Genomic DNA, 23,413 nt, shown 5'->3' on the forward strand with positions numbered 1-23,413 from the left:
CTATTTTGGATAAAACAAAAGAAAAAATCCGCGTAAATCCGTGTCTTCGCGATAGCGAATCCGTTTTATCTGCGTTTAAATTTAAGCTCACAATCTAAGCAATCATCCTATCAGATTCATTTTCATCTTCTAAAATATAATTAGAAGGCGTTTTGCCCAAATGCTTCTTAAACATATAGATAAAAGCGCTGGTAGTTTCGTAACCCAAATTGAAGGCAATTTCTTTTATGGATTGTTTTTCGCCCAAACGTTTTATAGCTTCTAACAATTTTAAGCGTGTGCGCCAATCGCTGAAATTCATTCCCAATTCTTTAATAAATAAGCGGGATAACGTTCTGGTGCTCATGAAAGAAAGTTCAGCGTAATGCTCTATCGTATTTTTACTAGCTATATCATCCATTAAAAGTTCGACTACTTTTTGGAGTCTTTCGTGATTCGTTGTTGGCAGAAAGGTTGCACTTGGCTCAATTAAAGCTAGTTCGTCTAAGAAAACAGAAATGATTCTTTTTTGTGGCGGAGTGAGATTTCCTTCTATTCCAAAAGAAATGATTTTAAAAACCAATTGCTTTAAGAACATCGGAATATCAAAGGAAAAACTATTTGTTGGCAATCCTTCCATGGCAGACGGATCGATAAAAACGCTGTAATAATTAACGTCTTTCTGAAAAGTAACCTGATGCTCTACACCGCCCGGAAGCCACAAACCCTGCAACGGATTCACCACCCAAATATGATTGCCCACCACAACGTTCATTACGCCACGAGTCGCATAGATTAACTGGCCTCTTGGATGTGAGTGCGAAATGCACATTTCGTTGGTTACCATTTCAGTATAGCCAATAACAGGAATCAATGGATCAATTCTGTATCCATGTTCCTGCGCCATTCGATATGTCCGAATCTGGTTATTCATTGTCCAAATATAGCAATTCTGACATTAGTATTCTTTTAATCTTTGCAAAAAATAATACAGCTGTTGTTTTTAAACCTAATTTAAGAATCAAAAATTACCAAATGGACACTATTAAAGCAAACCCCGAAATAGTTAAAAAAACCACCTACTCGATCTTATTTATTATAAGTTTTTCTCATTTAATTAATGATCTTCTACAGGCTGTCGTGCCTTCAATTTATCCGCTTTTAAAGGACAATTTCAGTTTGAGTTTTACCCAAATTGGTATTATTACTTTGACTTACCAAATGGTAGCGTCTATTTTACAACCATTTGTGGGAATGTATACCGATAAAAACTCAAAACCTTATTCGCTGATTGTTGGAATGTGTTTTACCATGGTTGGACTTTTCTTTGTTTCGATCGCTTCAAGTTTTATCAACTTATTATTATCAGTAAGTTTAATCGGAATTGGATCTTCAATTTTCCATCCTGAGTCTTCACGTGTGGCTCATTTGGCTTCGGGTGGCAAAAGAGGATTGGCACAGTCTATTTTTCAATTGGGAGGAAATGCAGGAAGTGCTATCGGACCTTTATTAGCCGCTTTTATCGTTATTCCACATGGACAATCTTATATCGCTTGGTTTTGTATTATTGCTTTAGTTGGAATTTTTGCTTTGTATAAAATTGCGATTTGGTACACGGCACATTTATCTGAAAGAATGGCTAATAAATCGGCACACCAAATCGAAACGCATCATTTATCTAAAAACAGAGTAATTGCTTCGCTAATTATTTTATTGGTATTGATTTTCTCTAAATACTTCTACATGAGCAGTATTACAAGTTATTATACTTTCTTCTTGATAGATAAATTTCACATCACAATTCAGCAGTCACAAGTATATTTATTTTTATTCTCTGGTGCTGTTGCTGCAGGAACTTTGATCGGAGGACCAATTGGAGACCGATACGGAAGAAAATATGTTATCTGGGTTTCTATTTTGGGAGTTGCTCCTTTTACCTTGATGTTACCTTATGTTTCTTTATTTTGGGTTGGAACTCTATCTGTAATTATCGGATTGATTCTTTCTTCTGCATTCTCTGCAATTTTAGTTTACGCAACTGAATTAATGCCCGGAAAAGTCGGACTTGTCGCAGGTCTTTTCTTCGGATTTGCTTTCGGAATGGGAGGTTTAGGTTCTGCTATTCTCGGAAAAATCGCCGATGCGACAAGTATTGAATATGTATTTAAGATTTGTGCGTTTCTGCCTTTAATTGGTATTATCACTGGATTTTTACCAAATCTTGAGAAGAAAATTAAAAACTAATATATACTAAAAAAAAATGCTCTAAAATATTTAGAGCATTTTTTTTACATTACGTTACTTGAAGTATATTTTTCCTTTTCCTGAGGAGTCATTTCTCTAAAAAGGACTTCATCATTATATTTTACTGTATACTTTTTATCGCTGTATAAGTTTTGATAACCTTCAGCAGTATAAAAAATTGGCATTACAGATCTTTCAATTACTTTATTTTTTTTACCATCTAAACCATCTACTTCTTCATCAGACAAATAATAAACATTAAATTTAAAGACATGATTTTTATCGTTATCCACAACGTTATCCATTACACCAAGCATAGAACCTGGATAAACTTGATCATTAAGTTTAACCGCTAATAAATTTTCATCCACACCGCTATATGATGCATTTGTTCCATCAGCATGGTCAACTATGATTTCTGTTCTGAAAATAGTGTTTCCTTTATCTGAGACAGCAAATTTTCTTATCTCGGTAACTAAACCTTTTCTCATTGAACATATGGTATCTTTAGTCTTAGAAAACACCGTATAATTTTTCCATATTTCAGGTTTAACATTAAATCTAAAGGTTTCATATATTCTTACCTCTTTATTCTGTTTAAATGGTAGAAAATAAACAATCGAGTTATCCAGCTGAGGCTTTATAGAACCTTTTCTATAGCTATAGGTATAAGAACAATAAATCGGCTTTTCTTTGTCAGCAGGTTCTAATTTAAAAAGTGTTCCGGAATCTTCGGTTAAATTTAAATTATATGTTTTTCTAAATGCAGAGATATTTTCAACATTTGCAGCACTTTCTAAATCAAACTCTATAAAATAATTGCCTGGTACCGCTTTAGTATAATTGTATTCTACACTGTTATCACCTTTTTTGACGCTCGTGATAAAAATCTTTTGATTTTGCGAGGCCATCTTATTAATACTAATAAAAGAAAAAATTAATACTGCTAATATACTTTTTGACATAATTACATTTTTATCATTAAACATTTCGTAAAAGCGATGCAAATGTAATACAAAAACTACAAAATATTAAAACTAAAGTAGTCTTTTTATTATTTATTTTTTTTCGACTAATTAAAATTAAAAACCAAATACAAAACCAAAATTGTCAAACCCAGCAAACCAAACAAAAGTTTCACCTTTTTACTAGTTTTAGGAATATCCCTTTCATCTGAAAAATTAACTTCAGGATTTTTATCGGTTAGAGAAATTACAACTGCTGCAATTAAAAGCACAGCAAAAATGTAAAAGGAAATCAATAAAAAGTGAGGCCAAGCGGGATATTTATCGGCAGGAAAAATCCATAAGTACAAGACCCCAACAAATAAACTAAAGGCAGAACCCCAAGAAAGCGTTGCATTTACTGCTTTTTTTGTAGTGCGTTTCCAGAAAACACTCAGCAAAAACACAACCGATAAAGATGGCGCCAGGAAACCTAAAACAGCCTGAAAAATGTTGAATAAATTCTGTCCTTTAATATTGTCAATTGCAACGGCAATCAGAATCGCAAAAACACAACCAGCAGCAATCGTTAAACGTCCAATTTTAATTTGATCTTTGATAGTCGCCGTCGGGTTGATTTTTTTCACATAAATATCATTGGTAAAAACGGTGCTCAAAGCGTTTAAAGAAGAACCAATTGTTCCTACCAAAACCGCAATCATCACGCAGATTACCAAACCGTTCATGCCGCTTGGGAAAAGATTTGTAACCATTGTCATATAAGCCAAATCCGAATTGCTTCCTAATTCGGGATATAAAGCATAACACAAAATTCCGGGAAGAATAAACAATGGCAAAGCCATGACTTTTAACCAGCCAATAAAGTTTACACCCAATTGCCCCTGCTCTAGATTTTTAGCTCCTAAAACACTCTGCACCATTGATTGATCGGTACAGAAAAAAGCAACAGCTGCAACGGGATAACCTAATAAAATAGCCGGCCATGGATAATGTGCATCATCTGAAGGGCGGAGTAGATTCCAGAAGTTTGAAGGTGTTTTGTCAATTAAAACATCGATTCCACCCAATTTTTGCAAACCTAAAAACGAAAGCGTCAGCGAAACTACAATCAACAGAATCATCTGAAAAACATTGACTTTTGCAATCGCTTTTAATCCTCCCGCAAACGTAAATATTCCAGAGAAAATTACTAAAACCGTAACACTCTGCCACATCGGAATTCCTAAAATCTGACGTACTAAAACGCCTCCGCTGAATAATCCTAAAGATAACCAGCTTACTAATATTTTTACCAAAGCATACCACGCTAGAATATTCTGCGTACTGTCGCCGTAACGTTTTCCCATATATTCGGGCATGGTGCTGACTTTACTCGCAATATATCTCGGTGCAAAAACCATCGCCAAAAGCAGTAAAAATACAAAGGCGTACCATTCGAAATTTCCTGCCACAATTCCTGTAGCGTAACCAATACTTGCAAAAGCCAATAAGGATGAAGGCCCAACATTGGTTCCCCACATATTAAACCCGATGCTGTACCAGTTTAATGAATTGGATGCCAGAAAAAGTGTTTCGTTTTTCTTGCTCTGCTTCACACTTACCACATAACCAATGACTAATAAAGTCACCAAATAAACGGCTACAATTATAAAATCGAGCGTCGTTAATTTATCGTAGATGCTGTTCATAGTCCGTATTCATTAAGAATATCGGCAATTTTAACCGGCATTCCAGTTTGCAGTGATTTGTCCATTGCCTGCAATAAAGCCACAGTTCCAATTCCTTCTTCCATGTTTGGATAGGCTTCAAAACCTTGCTCAATGCTGTCAACAAAATATTCTAAATAATTCTGATATTCTCCGCCGTGATGACTTTGTCCCTCAAAACGGAAATAATATTTTATCGTGCTGTCGCCCCAGGTAATTACTTTTTCTTCGCCCGTTTTGTCTGTAACTGCATAACGCAATTCGTGATAATCGGCCTGACTTGCTCCTTCTGTTGCTCTTAAAATCGTGCTCATTCCGCTGTCGCGTTGCGCAGGCTGAGTCGGTGACGTATACACACCGCTTACACGGGCAATTCTTCCATCAGTTGCTTTAAAGATAAAGTGCATCGTGTCTTCATTTTTCAATCCTGCTGCTTGTCCGTTACTGCTGATCATTCCGTAACCCATTACTTCCTGAATGTTTGGCAGATACCATCTGATGAAATCTACAGGATGACTCAAACCGCCGTACAGCCATTTAAAAGATTGCAAAAGCGACCATTCTTTCTTTAAAAACCATCTGTGATCGGCGTGGTATTGCGCTTCAATTGTAATTAAATCTCCTATTAAACCCGCTTCGTAATCAGCTCTTTGTCTTTTGGCTGGTTCAAAGAAACGGGAACTTTGTCCGATAAAGACTTTCTTTCCAGTCGATTTGCTTAATTCTAATAACTCTTTAGCATCCGAAAGATCATCGATAAAAGGTTTAGTACAAACCACATGTTTTCCGTGTAACAAAGCTTGTTTTACGTGCTGTGCATGCAAATGATCGGGCGTGTAAATCGCAATTATATCAATTGAAGCATCGTTTAATAAATCTTCGTAATTGGTGGTGTATGAATGAAAATCGAATTCTTTTGCGCGCTGTTTGCACAAGTCGTCGTTTCTGTCGCATATTTTTACAAGCTCTAATTTTGAACTTTCTATAGCGGCCGACATGGTGCTTCGTCCTTCTCCAAGTCCCAGAATGGCTATTTTTAACATGGGTGTGGTTATTTTAGATTGTTGATGTTAGATTTTTTTGTTACGTATCCTAACAGGTTTCTAAAACCTGTTAGGTATTATTGCCACAGATTAAAGGATTTTCACAGATTAGAAAAAATTATTTTAATTATTTAATCTTTGGTTTGTATTACTTTGAACTTACACATACCTAACAGGTTTTGGAAACCTGTTAGGATAATTAGTCTGTAATTATTTCGTTTCTACTTTGCTTAAGAAAATCCAGGTTTCGTCTGGTTTTGCGCCTTCAATTCCCGATTGGTATTTCTTCATTAAAGCATTCCAGTCGTCTACACGTGGATTATTTTGGGTTGTTTTCGGATTTAGTTTGTCCAGATTTTCTCCCTTCGGAATACTGATTACCAAGATCAATTGTCTGTCTTTTTTGAAAACCTGTAACTGTTGGAAATCGGCGTTGCAGAAACCTTTTGCTACTTCCGGCCATTTTTCGAATTGTGTTTTATGATACTCTACATATTCTTTCTGCAGTTTTTCATCGGCAGGAAGATTCGCTGTTAAAACAATATTTTCCCAATCTGATGCTGGTTTCGAATCTTTACATCTTTCGAAGTTTTGGAAATCATAAACTAAATCTTCATAGATTTTAATTTCTAAAGAAGGAAAAGCACCGGCCAATTTTCTCTTTGTCCTTTCCGGCTGATTCATTTTTCCGTAAATCACCAAATGATTTTTCCATTGGTACAATTCCTGACCAACAATTCTAAAACCAACTAAGGTCGATTTGATTTTTTCGATGTCAAAATCGTTTCCTATCAATTCGATTGCGTACGGTTTTGGCATTTCCTGCAGTCCCCAATTTTCATCGATTACAACTTCTTTTTCTAAATCTTTATAAGGCGATCTAATTCCGGCTGCCTCTTTAATTTTTGTACTCACATACGGATCGTTATGTTCCCATATGTTTCCTTTTGGACCGTTATGGTTTTTTAGGATTTTCTTCTCGGCAATCCAGTTGTTTTTAATCGTAAATCCTTCAGAACCTTCATCGGTATACAAATACAGCCATAAAAATGGATCGTGAGCATACGGACTATTGTAAACTTTGTCGATATAATTTTCTTCAATTCGGCTGTTGGGTTGCGCCGAAAGCGTATAAATTCCTGCTACATCATGCAAATGTTTGGCGTAATGATGAATTTTATTCGCCAGAATTTTGTTGTTCTGCATTACGTTTGGCGTATGCGTCCATCCCCAGCCCATTGCCATTCCGGAATACGATACGTCTGAAATTTCGTTATGTTCAATGGTTATATTACGCACAAAACCAGCACTGATTCCCAAAGTTCCCCAATCTTCATTGGTTACATTGGTGATTAAATTATCGGCAATCACTTCATCAGAGCACATTTCTCTTTCGTCTTTTATAATTAAAGGCAAATGCGCTTCAAAAGCTTCTTCAGAAAAAATGCCAACATTGATTGCACTTCCACCAATATCTTTAAATAAATTTCCTTTTACGGTATTGTGATTTGTTCCTTTATTTAAATCTAAACCAGTCGAAGACAAATGCTCAAAACGGCAGGATTCAAATTGAATATTATTGGCATAATTAACTTCAACAGCCGCACGAGGTCTTCCCACCCACGCCTGATTTTCTAAATTCGCCTGATTTGGCGTTCCCGGCTGTTTCAATTTATAAGCATCCAACAAATACAAACCCGATTGCAAAGGCACATGACCTTTTTCTGAAGGACGCAGCCAATTGCTGTATTGAAATGAAATTCCCTTAAATCTAAAATGACTTACAGGCGAATCAATCGTTCCTTTTACTTCAACCAGATTTTCTAAAACCGGAACGGTAACTTTTGCCGAATTTATCTCTTCGCCCTGACGCGGAATATAATAGATTTTAGCATTTTTCTTGTCCAAATACCATTCTCCAGGCTCATTTAAAAGTGAAAAAGCATTGTTTAAAAAGTAAGCCGAGTTCCCGTTGTTTTTAGAAATCCACGGCGCAGGCCACGGGTGTTCGCTTTGAATACGGCTTTCTGGCTCTTCAAACGAAAGTTTGGCGCTGTCTTTTTGTACTTCAATATTTTTGATTCGGAGATTGGCAATCGACCACCATTGTACGATAAACATTTCCATTCCCGGCTCAAACTTTATCGATTTGTCTTTAAACGGAATCCAGCAGGTTTGCGATTGGTGACCCCAAGATAAAATTCGGTCCATTGCATTTCCAGCAGTGCTTTTGGCTCTCACTGCTTTTTTTCCATTTACCCATAATTGTCGGTAATTGATAATTGAACCTGCTTTTTGAGGCGCATCGGCTACCCAAAATGTTCCTTTTTTACCATTTAAAACAGTAGTTTTTTTCCAGTTTTTAATTTCGATTCCACCGCTAATAATTGGCTTTGCATTTGCATCGGCTTCAATTGTTGTTGGACTTTCCGGCGTTCCCGAATCTTCTGGTCTTACAAACAAAGGTTCGTTTAAATAATACGTTCCGTTCATTACTATAATTCGGATTCCGTCTTTTATGGATGGATCTTTTAGTCGGCGCAGTTCTCTGGCTTTTCGCATTGCCATGTGAACCGTTGCCAGCGGATTTGATTTTGTTCCGATGTTGGAATCATTTCCAGATGGCGACACCCAGATTTCAGCAGCATTCGCCGAAAAAAAAGTGAATACCATTAAAAAAACGATCAGTAATTTGTTGAAAGGAAGTAAGCGCATTATTTATAGTATTTATTTTTTTCTTAGGATAAAATTATCAGGCATTAATTTAAAGCACTAATAATTTTACAAATAAATGTATTTTTAACACTTTTACCAAATAATTGGTCCAATTTACTTGAACATAAAGTTATATGTATCCTGTACCCTCCTGTTTGTGGTTTTTTGTTTAGCCACGAATTGCACTAATTTTTTTATTTAACTAACTTCAATTGCATCCAGCTTTAGATGGAGATTTATAATGTAAAGAGTAAAGGCTTTAGCCAAATTCTGAAGTTTGGCTAAAGCCAGGAAATGTGTAAAATATAACCCCAGCTAAAGCTGGAGGCAATTCATATTCATATTATTAATTACATAGAAAGAAAAATTAGTGCAATTCGTGTAATTCGTGGCAAACATTTAAACTTTTTTTAATAGATTTGTGTAATCGATTACATTTAACTATTATTATTAATGTGAGAAGTAATTTTTCACATCTATAAAAATAATACCAAAAATTTACTAACAATGAAAACCAACCGACTAAATCTTTTTTCTCTTGCAATGGCAATTATGCTTTGTCTGGGGTCGAAAAATGTAAATGCTCAAAGCACCTCTTACGATACTTATGCTAATGTTGAATTCAAAATGCCAAAAGTAAGCGAACCCGTTATTCCAAATAATGTGGTGAATTTAAAGGATTTTGGAGCAGTCAACGGCGGTTATGTATTGAATACTAAATCTTTTGAAGATGCTATTGATGCGCTTTCTAAAAAAGGCGGAGGAAAATTAGTTATTCCGCCTGGAATCTGGCTGACAGGACCAATCATTTTAAAAAGCAATATTGAATTGCATGCTCAAACTGGAGCTTTAATTAAATTCTCTACAGACAAATCTTTATATCCAATTATCGAAACTAGCTTTGAAGGCTTAAATACTTGGCGTTGTATCTCTCCTATTTATGGTAAAAATCTAGAGAATATTGCTTTTACCGGAAATGGAGTTTGGGACGGTTCTGGCGAAGCTTGGAGACAAGTGAAAAAGAGCAAACTGACAGAGGATCAATGGAAGAAATTTGTAGCTTCTGGCGGAGTCTTAAATGAAAAGAAAGACAGTTGGTATCCATCTGATCAATATTTAAAAGGTGCTAAAGGTGCAGATCAGAACGTTCGTCCTGATTTAAAAACTAAAGAAGATTTTGAAGCTATTCATGATTTTCTGCGTCCAGTTTTGGTAAGTATTCAAAACAGCAAAAGAGTTATGTTTGATGGGCCTGTTTTCCAAAATTCACCTGCATGGAATATTCATCCTTTATTAATTGAAGATTTAATTGTTCGAAATATAACCGTTAGAAATCCATGGTTTTCACAAAATGGTGACGGACTTGATGTTGAATCATGTAAAAATGTAGTAATAGAAAACTCTAGCTTTGATGTTGGAGATGATGCCATTTGTATTAAATCTGGAAAAGATAAAGACGGACGTGACAGAGGTGTTCCTTGCGAAAATATCATTGTAAAAAACAATATTGTATATCACGGTCACGGCGGTGTTACGGTTGGAAGCGAAATGTCTGGAGGCGTAAAAAATCTGCATGTTTCTAATTGTACTTTTATGGGAACTGATGTTGGTTTACGATTTAAAAGTACTCGCGGACGCGGCGGTGTAGTTGAAAACATTTATATCTCAGATGTTTTTATGACCGATATTCCGTCTCAGGCGATTTCATTTGATTTGTATTACGGAGGAAAATCGATTGCTGAAACTTTGGCGGAAGGCGGGAATACCGTTAGCACGAAAGCGATTCCAGTAACTGAAGAAACGCCTCAGTTTAAAAATATTGTAATTAAAAACATTACGATTAAAGGTGCTCAGCAAGCAGTATTTTTACAAGGGCTTCCTGAAATGAATTTAGAAAATATTGAAATCTCAAACTTGATTGCCAAAGCTCAAAAAGGATTTTCTATTATTGATGCAAACGGAATTAAAATCACTAACGCTCAGTTGGATATAGAGGCTAAAAACGCTTTCGAAATTTACAATACGCAAAACCTTTCATTAAAAAAAATAGAGTTTAATTCTGGTTCTTCTAGCGCGATTACAATCAACGGTCAGGCGAGTAAAAATATTGATTTGAGTGGTTCTAATTTATCGAAAACTACTACTATTGGAAAGGATGTTCCTAAGAAAGCGGTTAAGTTTTAATTTTTGAACCATATAAGTAATGTAAGTTAATTTAAATTAAAAAAAAATCTCGCAAAGACGCCAAGTCGCAAAGTTTTATTTTCTTAGCGACTTGGCGTCTTTGCGAGAACTAATTAAGAACCAGCTAAATTGATCTTATATCACTTATATGGTTTCAAAAAAACTATAGTTTATAAAATGTCTTAGCATTTTCAAACCAAATCTTACTCTGATCTTCAATTGAAAACTTCGAAATATAATCTTCTAAAGTTTTTACCACTTCATTATAATCTGAAGCTACATTTAAAACCGGCCAATCTGATCCGTACATTAATTTATCGATTGAAAAGTTTTCAAAAATAACATCTAAATACGGTTTTAGATCTTCTGGTTTCCAGTTTTTCCAGTCGGCTTCTGTGACCATTCCTGAGATTTTACACCATACATTATCATATTTTGCTATTTCTTCGATGCCGCTTTTCCAAGAATAAATAGTTTCTGATTTGATGTTTGGCTTTGCTATATGATCGATTACAAACTTTTGGTTTGGAAAATCTTTTACCAAACTTATAGCTGCCGGCAATTGGCGTTCGAAAATCAATATATCGTAAGTATAATTGAATGGTTTTAAAGCTGAGATTCCTCTTCTAAAAGCTTCTCCATACATAAAATCATCTGGTTCGCCCTGCACAACATGTCTAAAACCTTTCAATTTTTCTTCGTTCGAAAAGAATTGTAAACGTTCTTCGATATTTGCATTTCGTAAATCTATCCAGCCGACAACGCCTTTTATGAAATCATTTTTTGAAGCTAAATCCAATAAAAAATGAGTTTCTTCTTCAGACTGACTGGCTTGGACTGCCACACAGCCTTCAAACTGATTTTCTTTTAATAGTGGCTGTAAATCTTTTGGAAGAAAATCTCTCTGAATATTTTGCATCGTTTCATCAATCCAGCTGTCTCGAACGGGATCAAATTTCCAAAAATGCTGATGGGAATCTATTCTTTTACTCATAATTTCTTAGTTAACATCGCTGATTAAAGCGCGGTCTAAATGTACGTAACCTCCATCCACAAAAACAAATTGTCCTGTGGTATGTGATGATTTTTCTGAAATGATAAAAAGTGCCGTATCTGCAATTTCTTCTGTTTTTGTCATTCGGCTTTCTAACGGAATACTTTTGTTGATTTTATTTAAAACTGTTTCGCCGTCTGGCAATGTTTTAATCCAATCTTCGTATGCAGGTGTGTAGCTTTCCGCAATAATAATCGCATTAGAACGGATTCCGAACTGAATCAAATCTACTGCCCATTCTCTCGTTAATCCCAAAACGCCGCCTTTCGCAGCAGCGTAACCTGAAGTTCCGCCCTGCCCTGTTAAAGCTACTTTTGAACCAATATTTAAGATGTTTCCTTTTGATTCTTTCAAATAGGGAAGTGTATATTTAGCCAGTAGAAAGTAACTTACTACATTCAATTTCAATGAATTCATAAAATCCTCGTAGCTAGAATCTAATCCTGCACCGTCATTTACACCCACATTATTAATAATAGCATCGATTCTGCCATATTTTGCTGCGATTACTTTTACAGCATTTTCTATTGCCACAGGATCGGTTACATCTGTCTGAACAAATAAAGAATTAACGCCTCTTTTTTGAAGTCTTTCCACGTATTCAAAACCTCTTGCATTTCTGTCAACCAAAACCGGAATTGCGCCTTCATCAGCCAGTCTGTTAACAATTGTTTCTCCAATACTGCCTTCCTTTCCAGCCGAACCAGAAACAACAACTATTTTATTTTTTAAGTTTAAATCCATTTCTTTTTGTGTTAGATGTGATTTGTAAAATGTGTCTTTTGTGAAAAGTGATTTGTGAAATGTAAAATGATTTTTCTTTTTGTGAAATCTAAGAGGTGAAATGTGAAATGTAAAATCCGATCGCTTTGTGTTTATACAACGAAAATCAAATATCACAAATCACTTTTTACATTTCACTTTTCACAAATTAATCAATTTCAATTAACGCCTTAATCACATTATTCTTCGGATCAATCAAGTTTCCAAAATCATTAATCATTTCAGAAAAACTTGTCCTGTGTGTAATGTATTTCTTCGGATCGATTTTACCTTCTTTCAAGCATTTCATTACATATTCAAAATCTTCAATTGTGGCATTTCTGCTGCTCATTAAAGTTGATTCTCTTTTATGAAAATCAGGATGACTGAAACTTAATTCTCCTTTTTGAAGTCCAACCAAAACAAATCTTCCGCCATGTGAAATATAGTTGAAAGCGCTGTTCATTACTTTCTGATTTCCAGTTGCATCAATTACTACATTTGCCATGTCGCCATTGGTCAATTCAGCTAATTTTTGCGCAACATCATCGTTCAAAGGATTAATCATTTCATCTGCATTTAGTTCTGTTTTACAGAAATTTAATCTGTAATCATTGATATCCATGACAATTACTTTTGCTCCAGCAATTTTAGCAAACTGAATCAAACCAATTCCGATAGGTCCTGCGCCCATAACTAAAACAGTGTCCGTTGACTTAACAGCCGCTCTTCTTACTCCGTGTGCTGCAATTGCCAAAGGTTCAACCAAAGCCAATTCATCGTAATCTAAACCTTGACCGTGCAGTAAATATTGTTCAGGAATTGAAACATATTCGGCCATTCCTCCATCAATATGTACTCCAAAAACTTTAATATTTACGCAGCAGTTTGTCAATCCGTTTCGACACGCCACACATTTTCCGCAGTTGAAATATGGAATAAAAGTAACTTTATCTCCGGGTTTAAAACCTGCTGCATTTCCTTTTACATATTCCGCTGCCAATTCGTGTCCCAAAATTCTTGGATATTCAAAATAGGGCTGAGTTCCTCCAAAAGCATGAATATCAGTTCCACAGATACCAATTCTTTTTATTTTCAATAAAACTTCGCCTTCTTTTGGTTCTGGAATACTGGTTTCTTTTAAAAGGAATTCCTGCGGTTTTTCGCAAACAATATATTTCATTTTTTAATTCGTTTAAATTTCTAATTAGACGCGGCTGATACAGATTCGCTATCGCGAAGACACTAATTTAAACGGATTTTTGATTAATTTTCTTAAATATAAAATCCGTTTAAATCCGCGTTTTTACAAAGTAAATCCGTTTTATCAGCGTCATCATTCGTTAGTACAATAACAGATAGTTATATTACTTTTTATAAGCTACAGCCTTTTGCTTACTAGTTCCTAAACCTTCAATTCCCAATTCTACAACATCTCCTGCTTTAAGATAAATTGGATCTGGTTTGATTCCTAAACCAACTCCGGGAGGCGTTCCTGTACTGATAATATCGCCAGGAAGCAAAGTCATAAACTGACTTAAATAATGCACCAAATAAGGAATTTTGAAAACTAAATTTAAGGTATTGCTGTCTTGGTATTTTTTGCCATTTACTGTCAGCCACATCTTTAAATTGTCAACATCTGCGATTTCGTCTTTGGTCGCCAAAAATGGTCCAAGAGGCGCAAAAGTGTCACTTCCTTTTCCTTTTGCCCATTGTCCGCCACGCTCTAATTGAAAAGCTCTTTCGCTGTAATCGTTCAATAAAGCATACCCTGCAACGTAATCTAAAGCTTCTGCTTCTTCTACATAACTTGCTTTTTTGCCTACAATAAATGCCAATTCTACTTCCCAATCAGTTTTTTCACTGTTTTTTGGAATAATCAAATCATCATCTGGTCCGCATAAAGAAGTGGTCGATTTGAAGAAAATAATAGGTTCAGTCGGAATCGGAGCGTTTGTTTCTTTGCAGTGATCGATATAATTCAAACCAATACAAATAATTTTAGAAGGTCGTGCAACTGGCGATCCCAAACGTACCGAAGCATCCACTTCTGGCAAAGTCGGATTGCTTTCTAATGCTTTTTGCAGTTTTTCTAATCCATTTTCTTCAAAGAAACTTTCGTTAAAATCGGTTACAATCGAAGAAACATCATATCTCTTTTCTCCAATTAAAACTCCTGGTTTCTCTTTTCCGATTTCTCCAAAACGTATTAATTTCATAATCGTATATTTTTAATTGTTAGTTTATTTTTTTCTGATGAATGAACTCCATCAAACACATCTTTTTATGGTCAAGTCTTCTATTTACCAATTCAATTTTGATAAAAAAGGCCTAGCAAAAATAATAAATGTAAATTTTACAATTACAAAAGTAATTTTTAAAAATTAATATTCGAGATATATTTTATTTTCCATTACTTAAAATGACTAAAGTTTAAATTTTTATAACATTTTTTAGATGGTTTGTAAAAATTATATCACTAAATATCATTTTATACAAAAAAAGATCTGCAATAAACATAGGATTTCTTGTTCATTTAAATCTTATTTCTACTTTTGTAATTGTATTTTTTACATTTATTATTTCAAACGATTTCACTACCCAAAATTCCTATATAAAATGATAAAATTAAAAGGCATAACTTGGAACCATACAAGAGGTCTGCTTCCTATGGTAGCCACATCGCAGCGTTTTACTGAACTACATCCAGAAGTTGAAATTTCATGGGAAAAGAGAAGTTTACAAGAATTCGCAGATGCTTCTATTGAAGACTTAGCCAAAAGATTTGATTTATTGGTAATCGATCATCCTTGGACTGGTTTTGGAGCGCAGACCAAAGCAATTCTTCCGTTATCTGATTATTTATCAAACGAATATATTAAAGATCAAGAAATTAACACTGTCGGAAAATCATACGGAAGTTATGTTTTTCATGATAAATTATGGGCGCTTCCTATAGATGCTGCAACTCCGGTTGCTTCTGCCCGCTTGGATCTTTTAGAAAAAAATAATTTAGAAGTTCCTAAAACGTACGACGATTTATTGGCATTGGCTAAAAAAGGCTTAGTGGCTTTTGCAGGAATTCCGGTAGATGTCTTAATGAGTTTTTACATGTTTTGCTGCAGTTTAGGCGAGGCTCCTTTTCTTTCTGAAGAAAAAGTAATTTCTGAAACAACGGGAATCAAAGCACTTCAAATGTTTAGGGAATTGGCACAATTGATTGATCCAGCTAACTTTAACAGAAACCCAATTCAGGTTTATGAAGCAATGGTTAATTCAGATGAAATTGCATACTGCCCATTTGCTTATGGCTATTCTAATTATTCGCGAATTGGCTACAGCCGTAAACTTTTACATTTTTACGATTTAGTAAAATTGAATGATAAAGCTATGATTTCTTCCTTAGGCGGAACTGGATTAGCGGTTTCATCTTTCAGCCAGCATATTGATGAAGCGGTTAAATATGCTGAATTTACTGGTTCATCTCAAGTACAGCAAAATATTTACACGGATAACGGTGGTCAGCCGGGTCATTTGCAGGCTTGGAAAAGCGAGCGAATTAATGGTGTGACGCATGATTATTTCAAAAATACTTTACCCGCTTTAGAACGCGCATTCCTTCGTCCGAGATATTACGGACATATGTATTTCCAAGATCATGCAGGCGATGTGGTTCGCAATTATTTGATGAAAGGCGGAGACGAACTAAAAGTATTGGAAGAAATGAATTCGCTTTACGCGGAATCTCTAAAAATTCAGACAATATGAAGCCTTTAGAAGGATTAATTGTTTTAGAATTCTGTCAGTTTCTGGCAGGACCTTCTGCTGGTTTAAAACTAGCCGATTTGGGCGCACGCGTCATCAAAATCGAACGTCCTGTAAAAGGTGAAGCCTGCAGACAATTGAGCATCAAAGATTTATTTGTTGATGACAGCAGTTTGCTTTTTCATACCATAAACCGAAATAAAGAATCTTTTGTAGCCGATTTAAAAAATCCTGACGATTTAGTTTTAATCAAAAAACTGATTGAAAAGGCTGATATTATGACACATAATTTCAGACCTGGTGTGATGGAGAAAATCGGTTTAGATTTTGAAAATACACTTTCTATAAATCCACAAATTATTTACGGAACCATTACAGGTTATGGAAATGAAGGTCCGTGGGCAAAGAAACCAGGACAGGATTTATTACTGCAATCGCTTTCTGGATTAAGCTGGCTGAGCGGACGCAAAAGTCAAGGTCCAGTTCCTTTCGGTTTGGCTGTTGCCGATTTAATGTGCGGTAATCATTTTGTACAGGGAATTTTGGCGGCGCTTTTAAAAAGAGCTAAAACTAAAAAAGGTGTTTTGGTTGAAGTCAGTTTATTAGAATCGATTCTCGATGTGCAGTTCGAAGCCATTACGTCTTTCTTAAATGACGGTGGTCAGCTTCCTGAAAGAGGAGATATTAAAGGAAGTGCACATGCTTTTTTAAGTGCCCCATACGGTGTCTACCAAACGCAAGACGGTTATTTATCGCTTGCGATGGGCGATTTGATTTTCATTGGAAAAGCATTAGGTTTAGATTTAAGTGAATTTACAGATAAGCATTTTTGGTTTGAAAAACGAGATGAAATCAGAACGATTTTAAGCGAGAGGATTCAAACGCAAACTTCTGATTATTGGATTGCAAACTTGCAAAAAGAAGGAATCTGGTGCGGTAAAGTTTTCAACTACGAAGAACTGGATAATCAGCCTTTTGTAAATGAATTACAGCTGAAACAAACCGTAAAAAATGCCGAAGGCGAAACTTTGGTTACAACCAGAAGTCCGATTCAATTGGATGGAGAAATTCTGCTAAGCGAAAAAGCAGCACCAAAAGTAGGTCAGGATAATTTGAATATACACGAACAATTTTTAAACGATTTGAAATGAAGCCATTAGAAGATTATTTAATTGTAGATTTCAGTCAGTTTCTTTCGGGTCCGTCGGCGAGTTTACGTCTGGCAGACTTGGGAGCGCGTGTGATAAAAATAGAAAAGCCGGGAACGGGAGACATCTGCCGTACTTTATATACTTCTGATTTGATTATGAACGGCGAATCGTCTGTTTTTAATACCATCAACAGAAACAAAGAATCATTTGCAATTGATTTTAAACAGCCAGAGGAACTTCAAAAATTAAAAAAATTATTAGCTAAAGCTGATGTTGTGATGCATAATTTCAGACCTGGAGTTATGGAACGCATTGGTTTAAGTTATGATGAAGTTAAAAGTATTAATCCAAATGTGATTTATGCTTCGATTTCAGGTTTTGGAGAACATCCAGATTTAAAAGATTTGCCAGGACAAGATTTGCTTTTGCAATCTTTAACAGCTTTGACTTGGCTGAGCGGTAATCAGGAAGACGGTCCCGTACCAATGGGATTATCGATTGTTGATATGCTCGCAGGAGCGCATTTGGCGCAGGGAATTTTGGCAGCTTTATACAGAAAAGCAACTCATAATATTGGAGCGCAGGTTCAAGTAAGCATGCTCGAATCGGCATTTGATTTTCAATTTGAGACGATTACGACTTATTTTAATGACGGAGGCGAATTGCCAGTTCGAACTAAAACGAACAATGCACACGCTTATTTGGGCGCGCCATACGGAATTTATAAAACCAAAAACGGTTATTTAGCATTGGCAATGGGATCAATTCCTGTTTTGGCTTCTCTGCTAAAATGTGATGCTTTATTACAGTTTCCTGAAAATAAATTCACATTAAGGGACGAAATCAAAAATATTCTTGCGGATCATTTGCAAACGCAGGAAACACAGTTTTGGCTGGACATTTTAGAACCTGCGGACATTTGGTGTGCAGGAGTTTTAAATTATCAGCAGCTATTTGCTGAAGATGGATTTAAGGTGTTGAATTTTACCCAACAAGTCGAAATGCTTGACGGCTACACTTATAAAACAACACGCTGTCCGATAAAAATAGACGGCGAATATCTGACTTCTGGAAAAGGTTCGCCGAAACTGGGTCAAGACAACGAGAAAATTATTAAAGAATTTATAGACTGCTGATGGAAAAAATTAGAATCGCCGTTCGAAAATTCGATCCGTTCGAAAGTACACTTCAAAAATTATGGGATGCTTTCTGCCTTCAAAACAATATAAAAATGGAAGCAGAAATGATTGCCTTAGAACTTCATGACTTGTATGAAACCACAATTTCAGAAAAAGGTTTAAAAGAAGGAAAATGGGATATTGCTCACATTAACACCGATTGGATTTTTGATGCTGTAAACGAAAATGCGGTTCTTAATTTGTTTTCCTTAATTGGAGAAAATCCACCAGAAAATTATCCTTTTGGATGGCATAAATCGCTTTTGCATTTACAAAAACTAAGTAATGGCATTTTCGGACTTCCCTTTCACGATGGACCAGAATGTCTGATCTACCGAAAAGATTTATTCGAAAACAAAACAGAAAAAGAGAATTTTAGAAAACAGTTTGGTTACGAACTTTCTACACCAAAAACGTGGCAGGAATTCGCAGAAATTGCAACATTCTTTAATCGTCCCGAACAAAATTTATATGGTTCTGTTTTTGCCAATTATCCAGACGGACACAATATGGTTTTTGACTTTTGTCTGCAATTATGGACAAGAGGCGGTTCTTTATTAAACAAAAAAAATCAGATTGATATTCATAATGAAGCAGCAATAAAAGCATTGGATTTCTATCGAAAAATAGTCACAGATAAAAATGCTGTTCATCCAAAATCAAGAGAATTTGGTTCTGTTGAAGCAGGTTTGGCTTTCGCCGAAGGACAAGCTGCAATGGCCATAAACTGGTTTGGATTTGCTTCTATGGCAGAAGTAATTGAAGATTCGAAAGTAAAAGGAAAAATCGATATCACTTCCCTCCCATCCGATCCGGGTCATCAAACAGCTTCTTTGAATGTATATTGGCTGTATACCATTGGATCTGGAAGCAAACACAAAAAACTGGCATACGATTTTTTACGTTTTGCCACAACGCCAGAAAGTGACAAATTATTAACGACTGAAGGAGGTATTGGATGCAGGAAATCAACTTGGAAAGATGAAGAAATTAATACTTTAATTCCGTTTTATCATAAACTGGAAATGCTTCATGAAAATGCATTGACACTGCCTCAAACGCCAATCTGGCCAAAAGTAGCAGAACTGATTGACAGCACTGTTTTGAAAGCCATTGAAACCGATGTTTCGTCTGAAATACTTTTAAAGGAAACTCAGAAAAAAATTAGAGAGTTAAGTCAAGGAACAACATTACACAGCTCTGTCAAAAATTAAACTTGGCAGGCTCAAATTCAAAATATAGAACAAATGAATATTCCCTATAAACCTTTACTGCCCGAAACAGAACAGCCAATTATCATTATCGGGGCGAGTGGTATAGTAAAAGATGCACACCTTCCAGCTTACGAAATGGCTGGTTTTAAAGTTTTTGGTATTACGAACAGAACAATTTCTAAAGCATACGATTTACAGAAACAATTCAAAATTGATCATGTTTTTGAAAATGTGGCGGATGCAGTTAAAAATGCTCCGTCAAATGCTGTTTACGACATTACCGTTTTACCTGATCAATACATTGAAATTTTAGAACAGCTTCCTGATGGAGCTGCAGTTTTGATTCAGAAACCAATGGGAAATGATCTGGCTCAGGCACGGGAAATTGTGGCGGTGTGCGAAAGAAAAAATCTGGTTGCTGCAATCAACTTCCAGCTTCGATTTGCTTCATTTGTAAGCGCTGCCCGTTATTTGATTAATGAAGGAATTATTGGCCAATTGTACGATTTAGAGTTTAAAGTTACCGTAAATACGCCTTGGGAATTATTTCCTTTAATTAAAGAACATCCGAGATTGGAAATTCTTTTTCACAGCGTGCATTACATTGATTGTATTCGATCTTTCTTAGGAAATCCTAAAGGAGTTATGGCTAAAACGGCTAAACATCCGCTTAAGAAATTATCTTCAAGCAGATCGACTATTATTTTAGATTATGCCGAAGATATGCATGTGGTCATTAATACGAATCATGATCATCATTTTGGTCCAAAACATGAAGAAAGTTACATCAAATGGGAAGGCACAAAAGGTGCAATTCGAGCAAAAATGGGCTTATTGATGAATTATCCTGACGGTCTTCCAGACGTTTTTGAGTACGCTTTAGCTAAAAAAGATAACGAAAAAGAATACGAATGGACCGAAGTTAAACTGGAAGGGTCTTGGTTTCCAGAAGCATTTATTGGCGCAATGTCTAATCTGATGCGCTACAAGGAAGGTTCTGATGAAAAATTATCTGCGAGTGTTCAAGATGTTTTAGGCACAATGAAAGTTGTAGAAGCCTGTTATATCAGCAGTAAAAATGGCGGTATTTCTTTTGATGAAGTGTAATTAAAACACTATATTTCAAAACCAAAAAACAAAATTTAAGTCCTCTTACAAACAAACGTGATTTTGACATTTATTTGAAAGAGTCTGACGAATAAAAAGTAATTAGATTATGTATTTTAAATCCACTTTTTTCGAAGATTATCAAATCGACGACAAACGAGTAACTTTAGGCAGAACCATCACAGAAACTGACTTTGTGGTTCATGCCGGACATACGGGAGATTTCTTCCCGCACCATATGGATGAAGAATGGTGTAAAACACAACCCTTCGGACAAAGAATTGCACACGGAACTATGGTTTTCAGCATTGGAATCGGCTTAACGGCATCTGAAATTAATCCAGAAGCTTTTTCTAGGGGCTATGACAAAATGCGTTTTGTAAAACCTGTTCATATTGGCGATACTATTCACTCAGAAATTACGATTTCTGAAAAAGGCGAAGCTAAAAATCCTGAAATGGGAACCGTAACCGAACATGTAGAAATTATCAACCAACGCGGTGAAGTCGTTTTGGTATGTGATCATCTATTGCTTGTGAAGAAAAGATCCTAAGATTCTAAGATACTAAGGTTCTAAGATTTTAAAAACTTTGCATCTTAGAGACTCTGCGAGATTATTTGCAAAACATTTTTTTTTCTCGAAAAGAAAAAAACTTAGAATCTCAGCACCTCAGAACCTTAGCAACTATAAAAAAAACTAAAAAACTATCTAAAAATGCAAATTACAAACCAAGCTGGCGATCTACATGAAGTGCCGACAGAAGGCGGAAATCAAAAACAATATCTTCTTCCTTTTATTTTAGTTACATGCCTATTTTTTCTTTGGGGAATGGCCCACAATTTAGATTCTGTTTTGATTCCGCACCTAAAAAAGGCTTGTGAATTAAACAACCGCCAATCTACCTTAATTGATACTTCAGTTTTCTTTGCTTACTTTATTATGGCAATTCCTGCTGGAATGCTGATTAAAAGATTTGGTTATAAAAACAGTATTATAACAGGATTGCTGGTTTTTGCTGTTGGAGCATTTTTATTTGTTCCTGCCGCTAATACAAGAACTTACGAATTATTTCTATTCGCCCTATTTGTAATCGGATGTGGTTTGACGATTTTAGAAACAAGTGCAAATCCGTATGCTGCGATATTAGGACCTGCTGAATCTTCTTCTAAACGATTGAATTTAGCCGCTTCTTTCAACGGTTTGGCAGCAATGGTTGCTCCAATTGTAGGGTCATTATTTATTCTTTCTGGAACGAATCATACGCCAGAACAAATGGCTGCGATGCCAGAAGCCGAAAAAGCTGCCTATTTATTAGGAGAAGCTGCTTCTGTAAAAATGCCATATATCGTATTAGGAAGTATTTTGGTTTTGGTTGCCATTATTTTCTACTTCGTGCAATTGCCGTCAATGAAAGCAACACATACCGAAGCTGAAATTAAACCAGGATTTTTCTCTGTTTTAAAATTTAGACATTTAAGCTGGGGAGTTGCTGCTCAATTTTTCTATGTTGGTGCACAAGTTTGTATCACAAGTTTCTTTATCAGAATTGCACAGCAAGGTGCTGGATTAGACGAAAAAACGGCAGGATATTATTTAGGAATCTACGGTTTCCTTTTTATGGCAGGACGATTTATTGGGACATTCTTTTTACGTTATGTAAAAGATTCTGTTTTACTTTCAATCTACTGCGTAATGAGTGTTTTATTATGTCTAGTTGCTATTTATGGCTCTGGAATTGTAGTTATTTATGCTCTTGGAGGAATCGGATTTTTCATGTCAATTATGTTCCCAACTATTTTCTCATTAGGAATTAAAGGATTAAAATCGAATACAGAAACGGGTTCTTCTTGGTTAGTAATGTCAATTGTTGGCGGTGCTATAATTCCGTACGGAATGGGAACTTTAATCGATATGAACCATGATGATATTCAATCTGGATATATTATTCCGTTAGTTTGCTTTTTGATTATTCTTTCTTTCGGGATTTTTGGTCATAAAGTAAAAACGGTTTCTGAATAAAAAAATCAATTATATAATTGAAAAGGTTTTCTCAAAAAAATGAGAAAGCCTTTTTTTATGGAAAACCAAATCTTCAGCGGAACGAAAGAAATATTGTAACAATATGTTCCCGTGGTTGAAACTATGGGCTATACATGACTAAAATAATGGTGCTGTCTTTTTGTATAAATCAAATGCCTCCTAATAAACTAAGGTTCTCACATTGATATACAGAAGTGTAAAACTAATTGAAGAATAAAACTTTTCAGCCGATATACAATTCAAAAAAACGCCTCATTTCTGAGGCGTTTGGAGTCATGTTTTTATTAAATAAGTGATCTACG

At 35.5% G+C, this 23,413-nt stretch carries 18 protein-coding genes; 9 read left to right on the top strand and 9 right to left on the bottom strand.

The genetic code is table 11. From position 1 onward, the window contains the following. Positions 1–94 precede the first annotated feature (94 nt). Entirely contained in the window at positions 95–913 is an 819-nt protein-coding gene (locus tag QE431_RS12405) for a helix-turn-helix domain-containing protein (RefSeq protein WP_057116099.1), read from the bottom strand. 101 nt (positions 914–1,014) lie between these two features. On the opposite strand from QE431_RS12405, the gene QE431_RS12410 reads away from it, so the two are divergent. Then, the gene (locus QE431_RS12410; RefSeq protein WP_307296290.1) at positions 1,015–2,223 is read left to right on the top strand and encodes an MFS transporter; all 1,209 of its coding nucleotides are present in this window, start codon (positions 1,015–1,017) and stop codon (positions 2,221–2,223) included. Positions 2,224–2,267: 44 nt separating this feature from the next. On the opposite strand, the gene QE431_RS12415 is transcribed toward QE431_RS12410, so the two are convergent. From QE431_RS12415 to QE431_RS12430, 4 genes are all read right to left on the bottom strand, one after another. After that, entirely contained in the window at positions 2,268–3,188 is a 921-nt protein-coding gene (locus tag QE431_RS12415) for a hypothetical protein (RefSeq protein WP_307296293.1), read from the bottom strand. 107 nt (positions 3,189–3,295) lie between these two features. Beyond that, the gene (locus QE431_RS12420; RefSeq protein ID WP_307296296.1) at positions 3,296–4,876 is read right to left on the bottom strand and encodes a sodium:solute symporter; all 1,581 of its coding nucleotides are present in this window, start codon (positions 4,874–4,876) and stop codon (positions 3,296–3,298) included. Then, the gene (locus QE431_RS12425) at positions 4,873–5,937 is read right to left on the bottom strand and encodes a Gfo/Idh/MocA family protein (protein WP_307296299.1); all 1,065 of its coding nucleotides are present in this window, start codon (positions 5,935–5,937) and stop codon (positions 4,873–4,875) included. The genes QE431_RS12420 and QE431_RS12425 overlap by 4 nt, the downstream gene beginning before the upstream one ends. Positions 5,938–6,147: 210 nt before the next feature. Next, positions 6,148–8,610, bottom strand: coding sequence for an L-rhamnose mutarotase (locus tag QE431_RS12430; RefSeq protein WP_307296300.1), 2,463 nt, complete (start codon positions 8,608–8,610; stop codon positions 6,148–6,150). Positions 8,611–9,159: 549 nt separating this feature from the next. On the opposite strand from QE431_RS12430, the gene QE431_RS12435 reads away from it, so the two are divergent. Next, a complete protein-coding gene (locus QE431_RS12435) occupies positions 9,160–10,836 on the top strand; it encodes a glycoside hydrolase family 28 protein (RefSeq protein ID WP_307296302.1) in 1,677 nt (558 codons plus the stop codon). A gap of 163 nt (positions 10,837–10,999) precedes the next feature. Here QE431_RS12435 and QE431_RS12440 read toward each other — a convergent pair whose 3' ends face one another. The 4 genes from QE431_RS12440 to QE431_RS12455 form a co-directional block, all read right to left on the bottom strand. Continuing rightward, positions 11,000–11,830 (bottom strand): amidohydrolase, encoded by an 831-nt coding sequence (locus QE431_RS12440; RefSeq protein ID WP_307296304.1) that lies wholly within the window; start codon positions 11,828–11,830, stop codon positions 11,000–11,002. 6 nt (positions 11,831–11,836) lie between these two features. Continuing rightward, positions 11,837–12,634, bottom strand: a complete 798-nt coding sequence (locus QE431_RS12445) for an SDR family oxidoreductase (RefSeq protein ID WP_307296305.1) — start codon at positions 12,632–12,634, stop codon at positions 11,837–11,839. A gap of 187 nt (positions 12,635–12,821) precedes the next feature. After that, on the bottom strand, positions 12,822–13,835 hold the full coding sequence (locus tag QE431_RS12450) for a zinc-binding alcohol dehydrogenase family protein (protein WP_307296308.1): 1,014 nt from the start codon (positions 13,833–13,835) through the stop codon (positions 12,822–12,824). A gap of 184 nt (positions 13,836–14,019) precedes the next feature. Then, positions 14,020–14,874, bottom strand: a complete 855-nt coding sequence (locus QE431_RS12455) for a fumarylacetoacetate hydrolase family protein (RefSeq protein ID WP_307296310.1) — start codon at positions 14,872–14,874, stop codon at positions 14,020–14,022. 400 nt (positions 14,875–15,274) lie between these two features. Between QE431_RS12455 and QE431_RS12460 the strand changes: the two genes are divergently transcribed. From QE431_RS12460 to fucP, 7 genes are all read left to right on the top strand, one after another. After that, complete coding sequence (locus tag QE431_RS12460) at positions 15,275–16,423, top strand: ABC transporter substrate-binding protein (protein WP_307296313.1); 1,149 nt, start codon at positions 15,275–15,277, stop codon at positions 16,421–16,423. Continuing rightward, positions 16,420–17,571, top strand: coding sequence for a CaiB/BaiF CoA-transferase family protein (locus tag QE431_RS12465; protein ID WP_307296315.1), 1,152 nt, complete (start codon positions 16,420–16,422; stop codon positions 17,569–17,571). Before QE431_RS12460 ends, QE431_RS12465 begins: the two co-directional genes overlap by 4 nt. Continuing rightward, positions 17,568–18,707, top strand: a complete 1,140-nt coding sequence (locus QE431_RS12470; RefSeq protein WP_307296317.1) for a CaiB/BaiF CoA-transferase family protein — start codon at positions 17,568–17,570, stop codon at positions 18,705–18,707. The genes QE431_RS12465 and QE431_RS12470 overlap by 4 nt, the downstream gene beginning before the upstream one ends. Continuing rightward, complete coding sequence (locus QE431_RS12475) at positions 18,707–19,963, top strand: extracellular solute-binding protein (RefSeq protein ID WP_307296320.1); 1,257 nt, start codon at positions 18,707–18,709, stop codon at positions 19,961–19,963. Before QE431_RS12470 ends, QE431_RS12475 begins: the two co-directional genes overlap by 1 nt. 33 nt (positions 19,964–19,996) lie before the next feature. Then, positions 19,997–21,070, top strand: coding sequence for a Gfo/Idh/MocA family protein (locus tag QE431_RS12480; protein ID WP_307296322.1), 1,074 nt, complete (start codon positions 19,997–19,999; stop codon positions 21,068–21,070). A gap of 109 nt (positions 21,071–21,179) precedes the next feature. Further along, on the top strand, positions 21,180–21,623 hold the full coding sequence (locus tag QE431_RS12485; protein ID WP_057116114.1) for a MaoC/PaaZ C-terminal domain-containing protein: 444 nt from the start codon (positions 21,180–21,182) through the stop codon (positions 21,621–21,623). A 162-nt stretch (positions 21,624–21,785) separates the two neighbouring features. Further along, entirely contained in the window at positions 21,786–23,090 is a 1,305-nt protein-coding gene (gene fucP, locus QE431_RS12490) for an L-fucose:H+ symporter permease (RefSeq protein ID WP_307296325.1), read from the top strand. Positions 23,091–23,413 lie beyond the last annotated feature (323 nt).

It is taken from the genome of Flavobacterium sp. SORGH_AS_0622 (genome assembly GCF_030818825.1).
Classification (GTDB): domain Bacteria; phylum Bacteroidota; class Bacteroidia; order Flavobacteriales; family Flavobacteriaceae; genus Flavobacterium.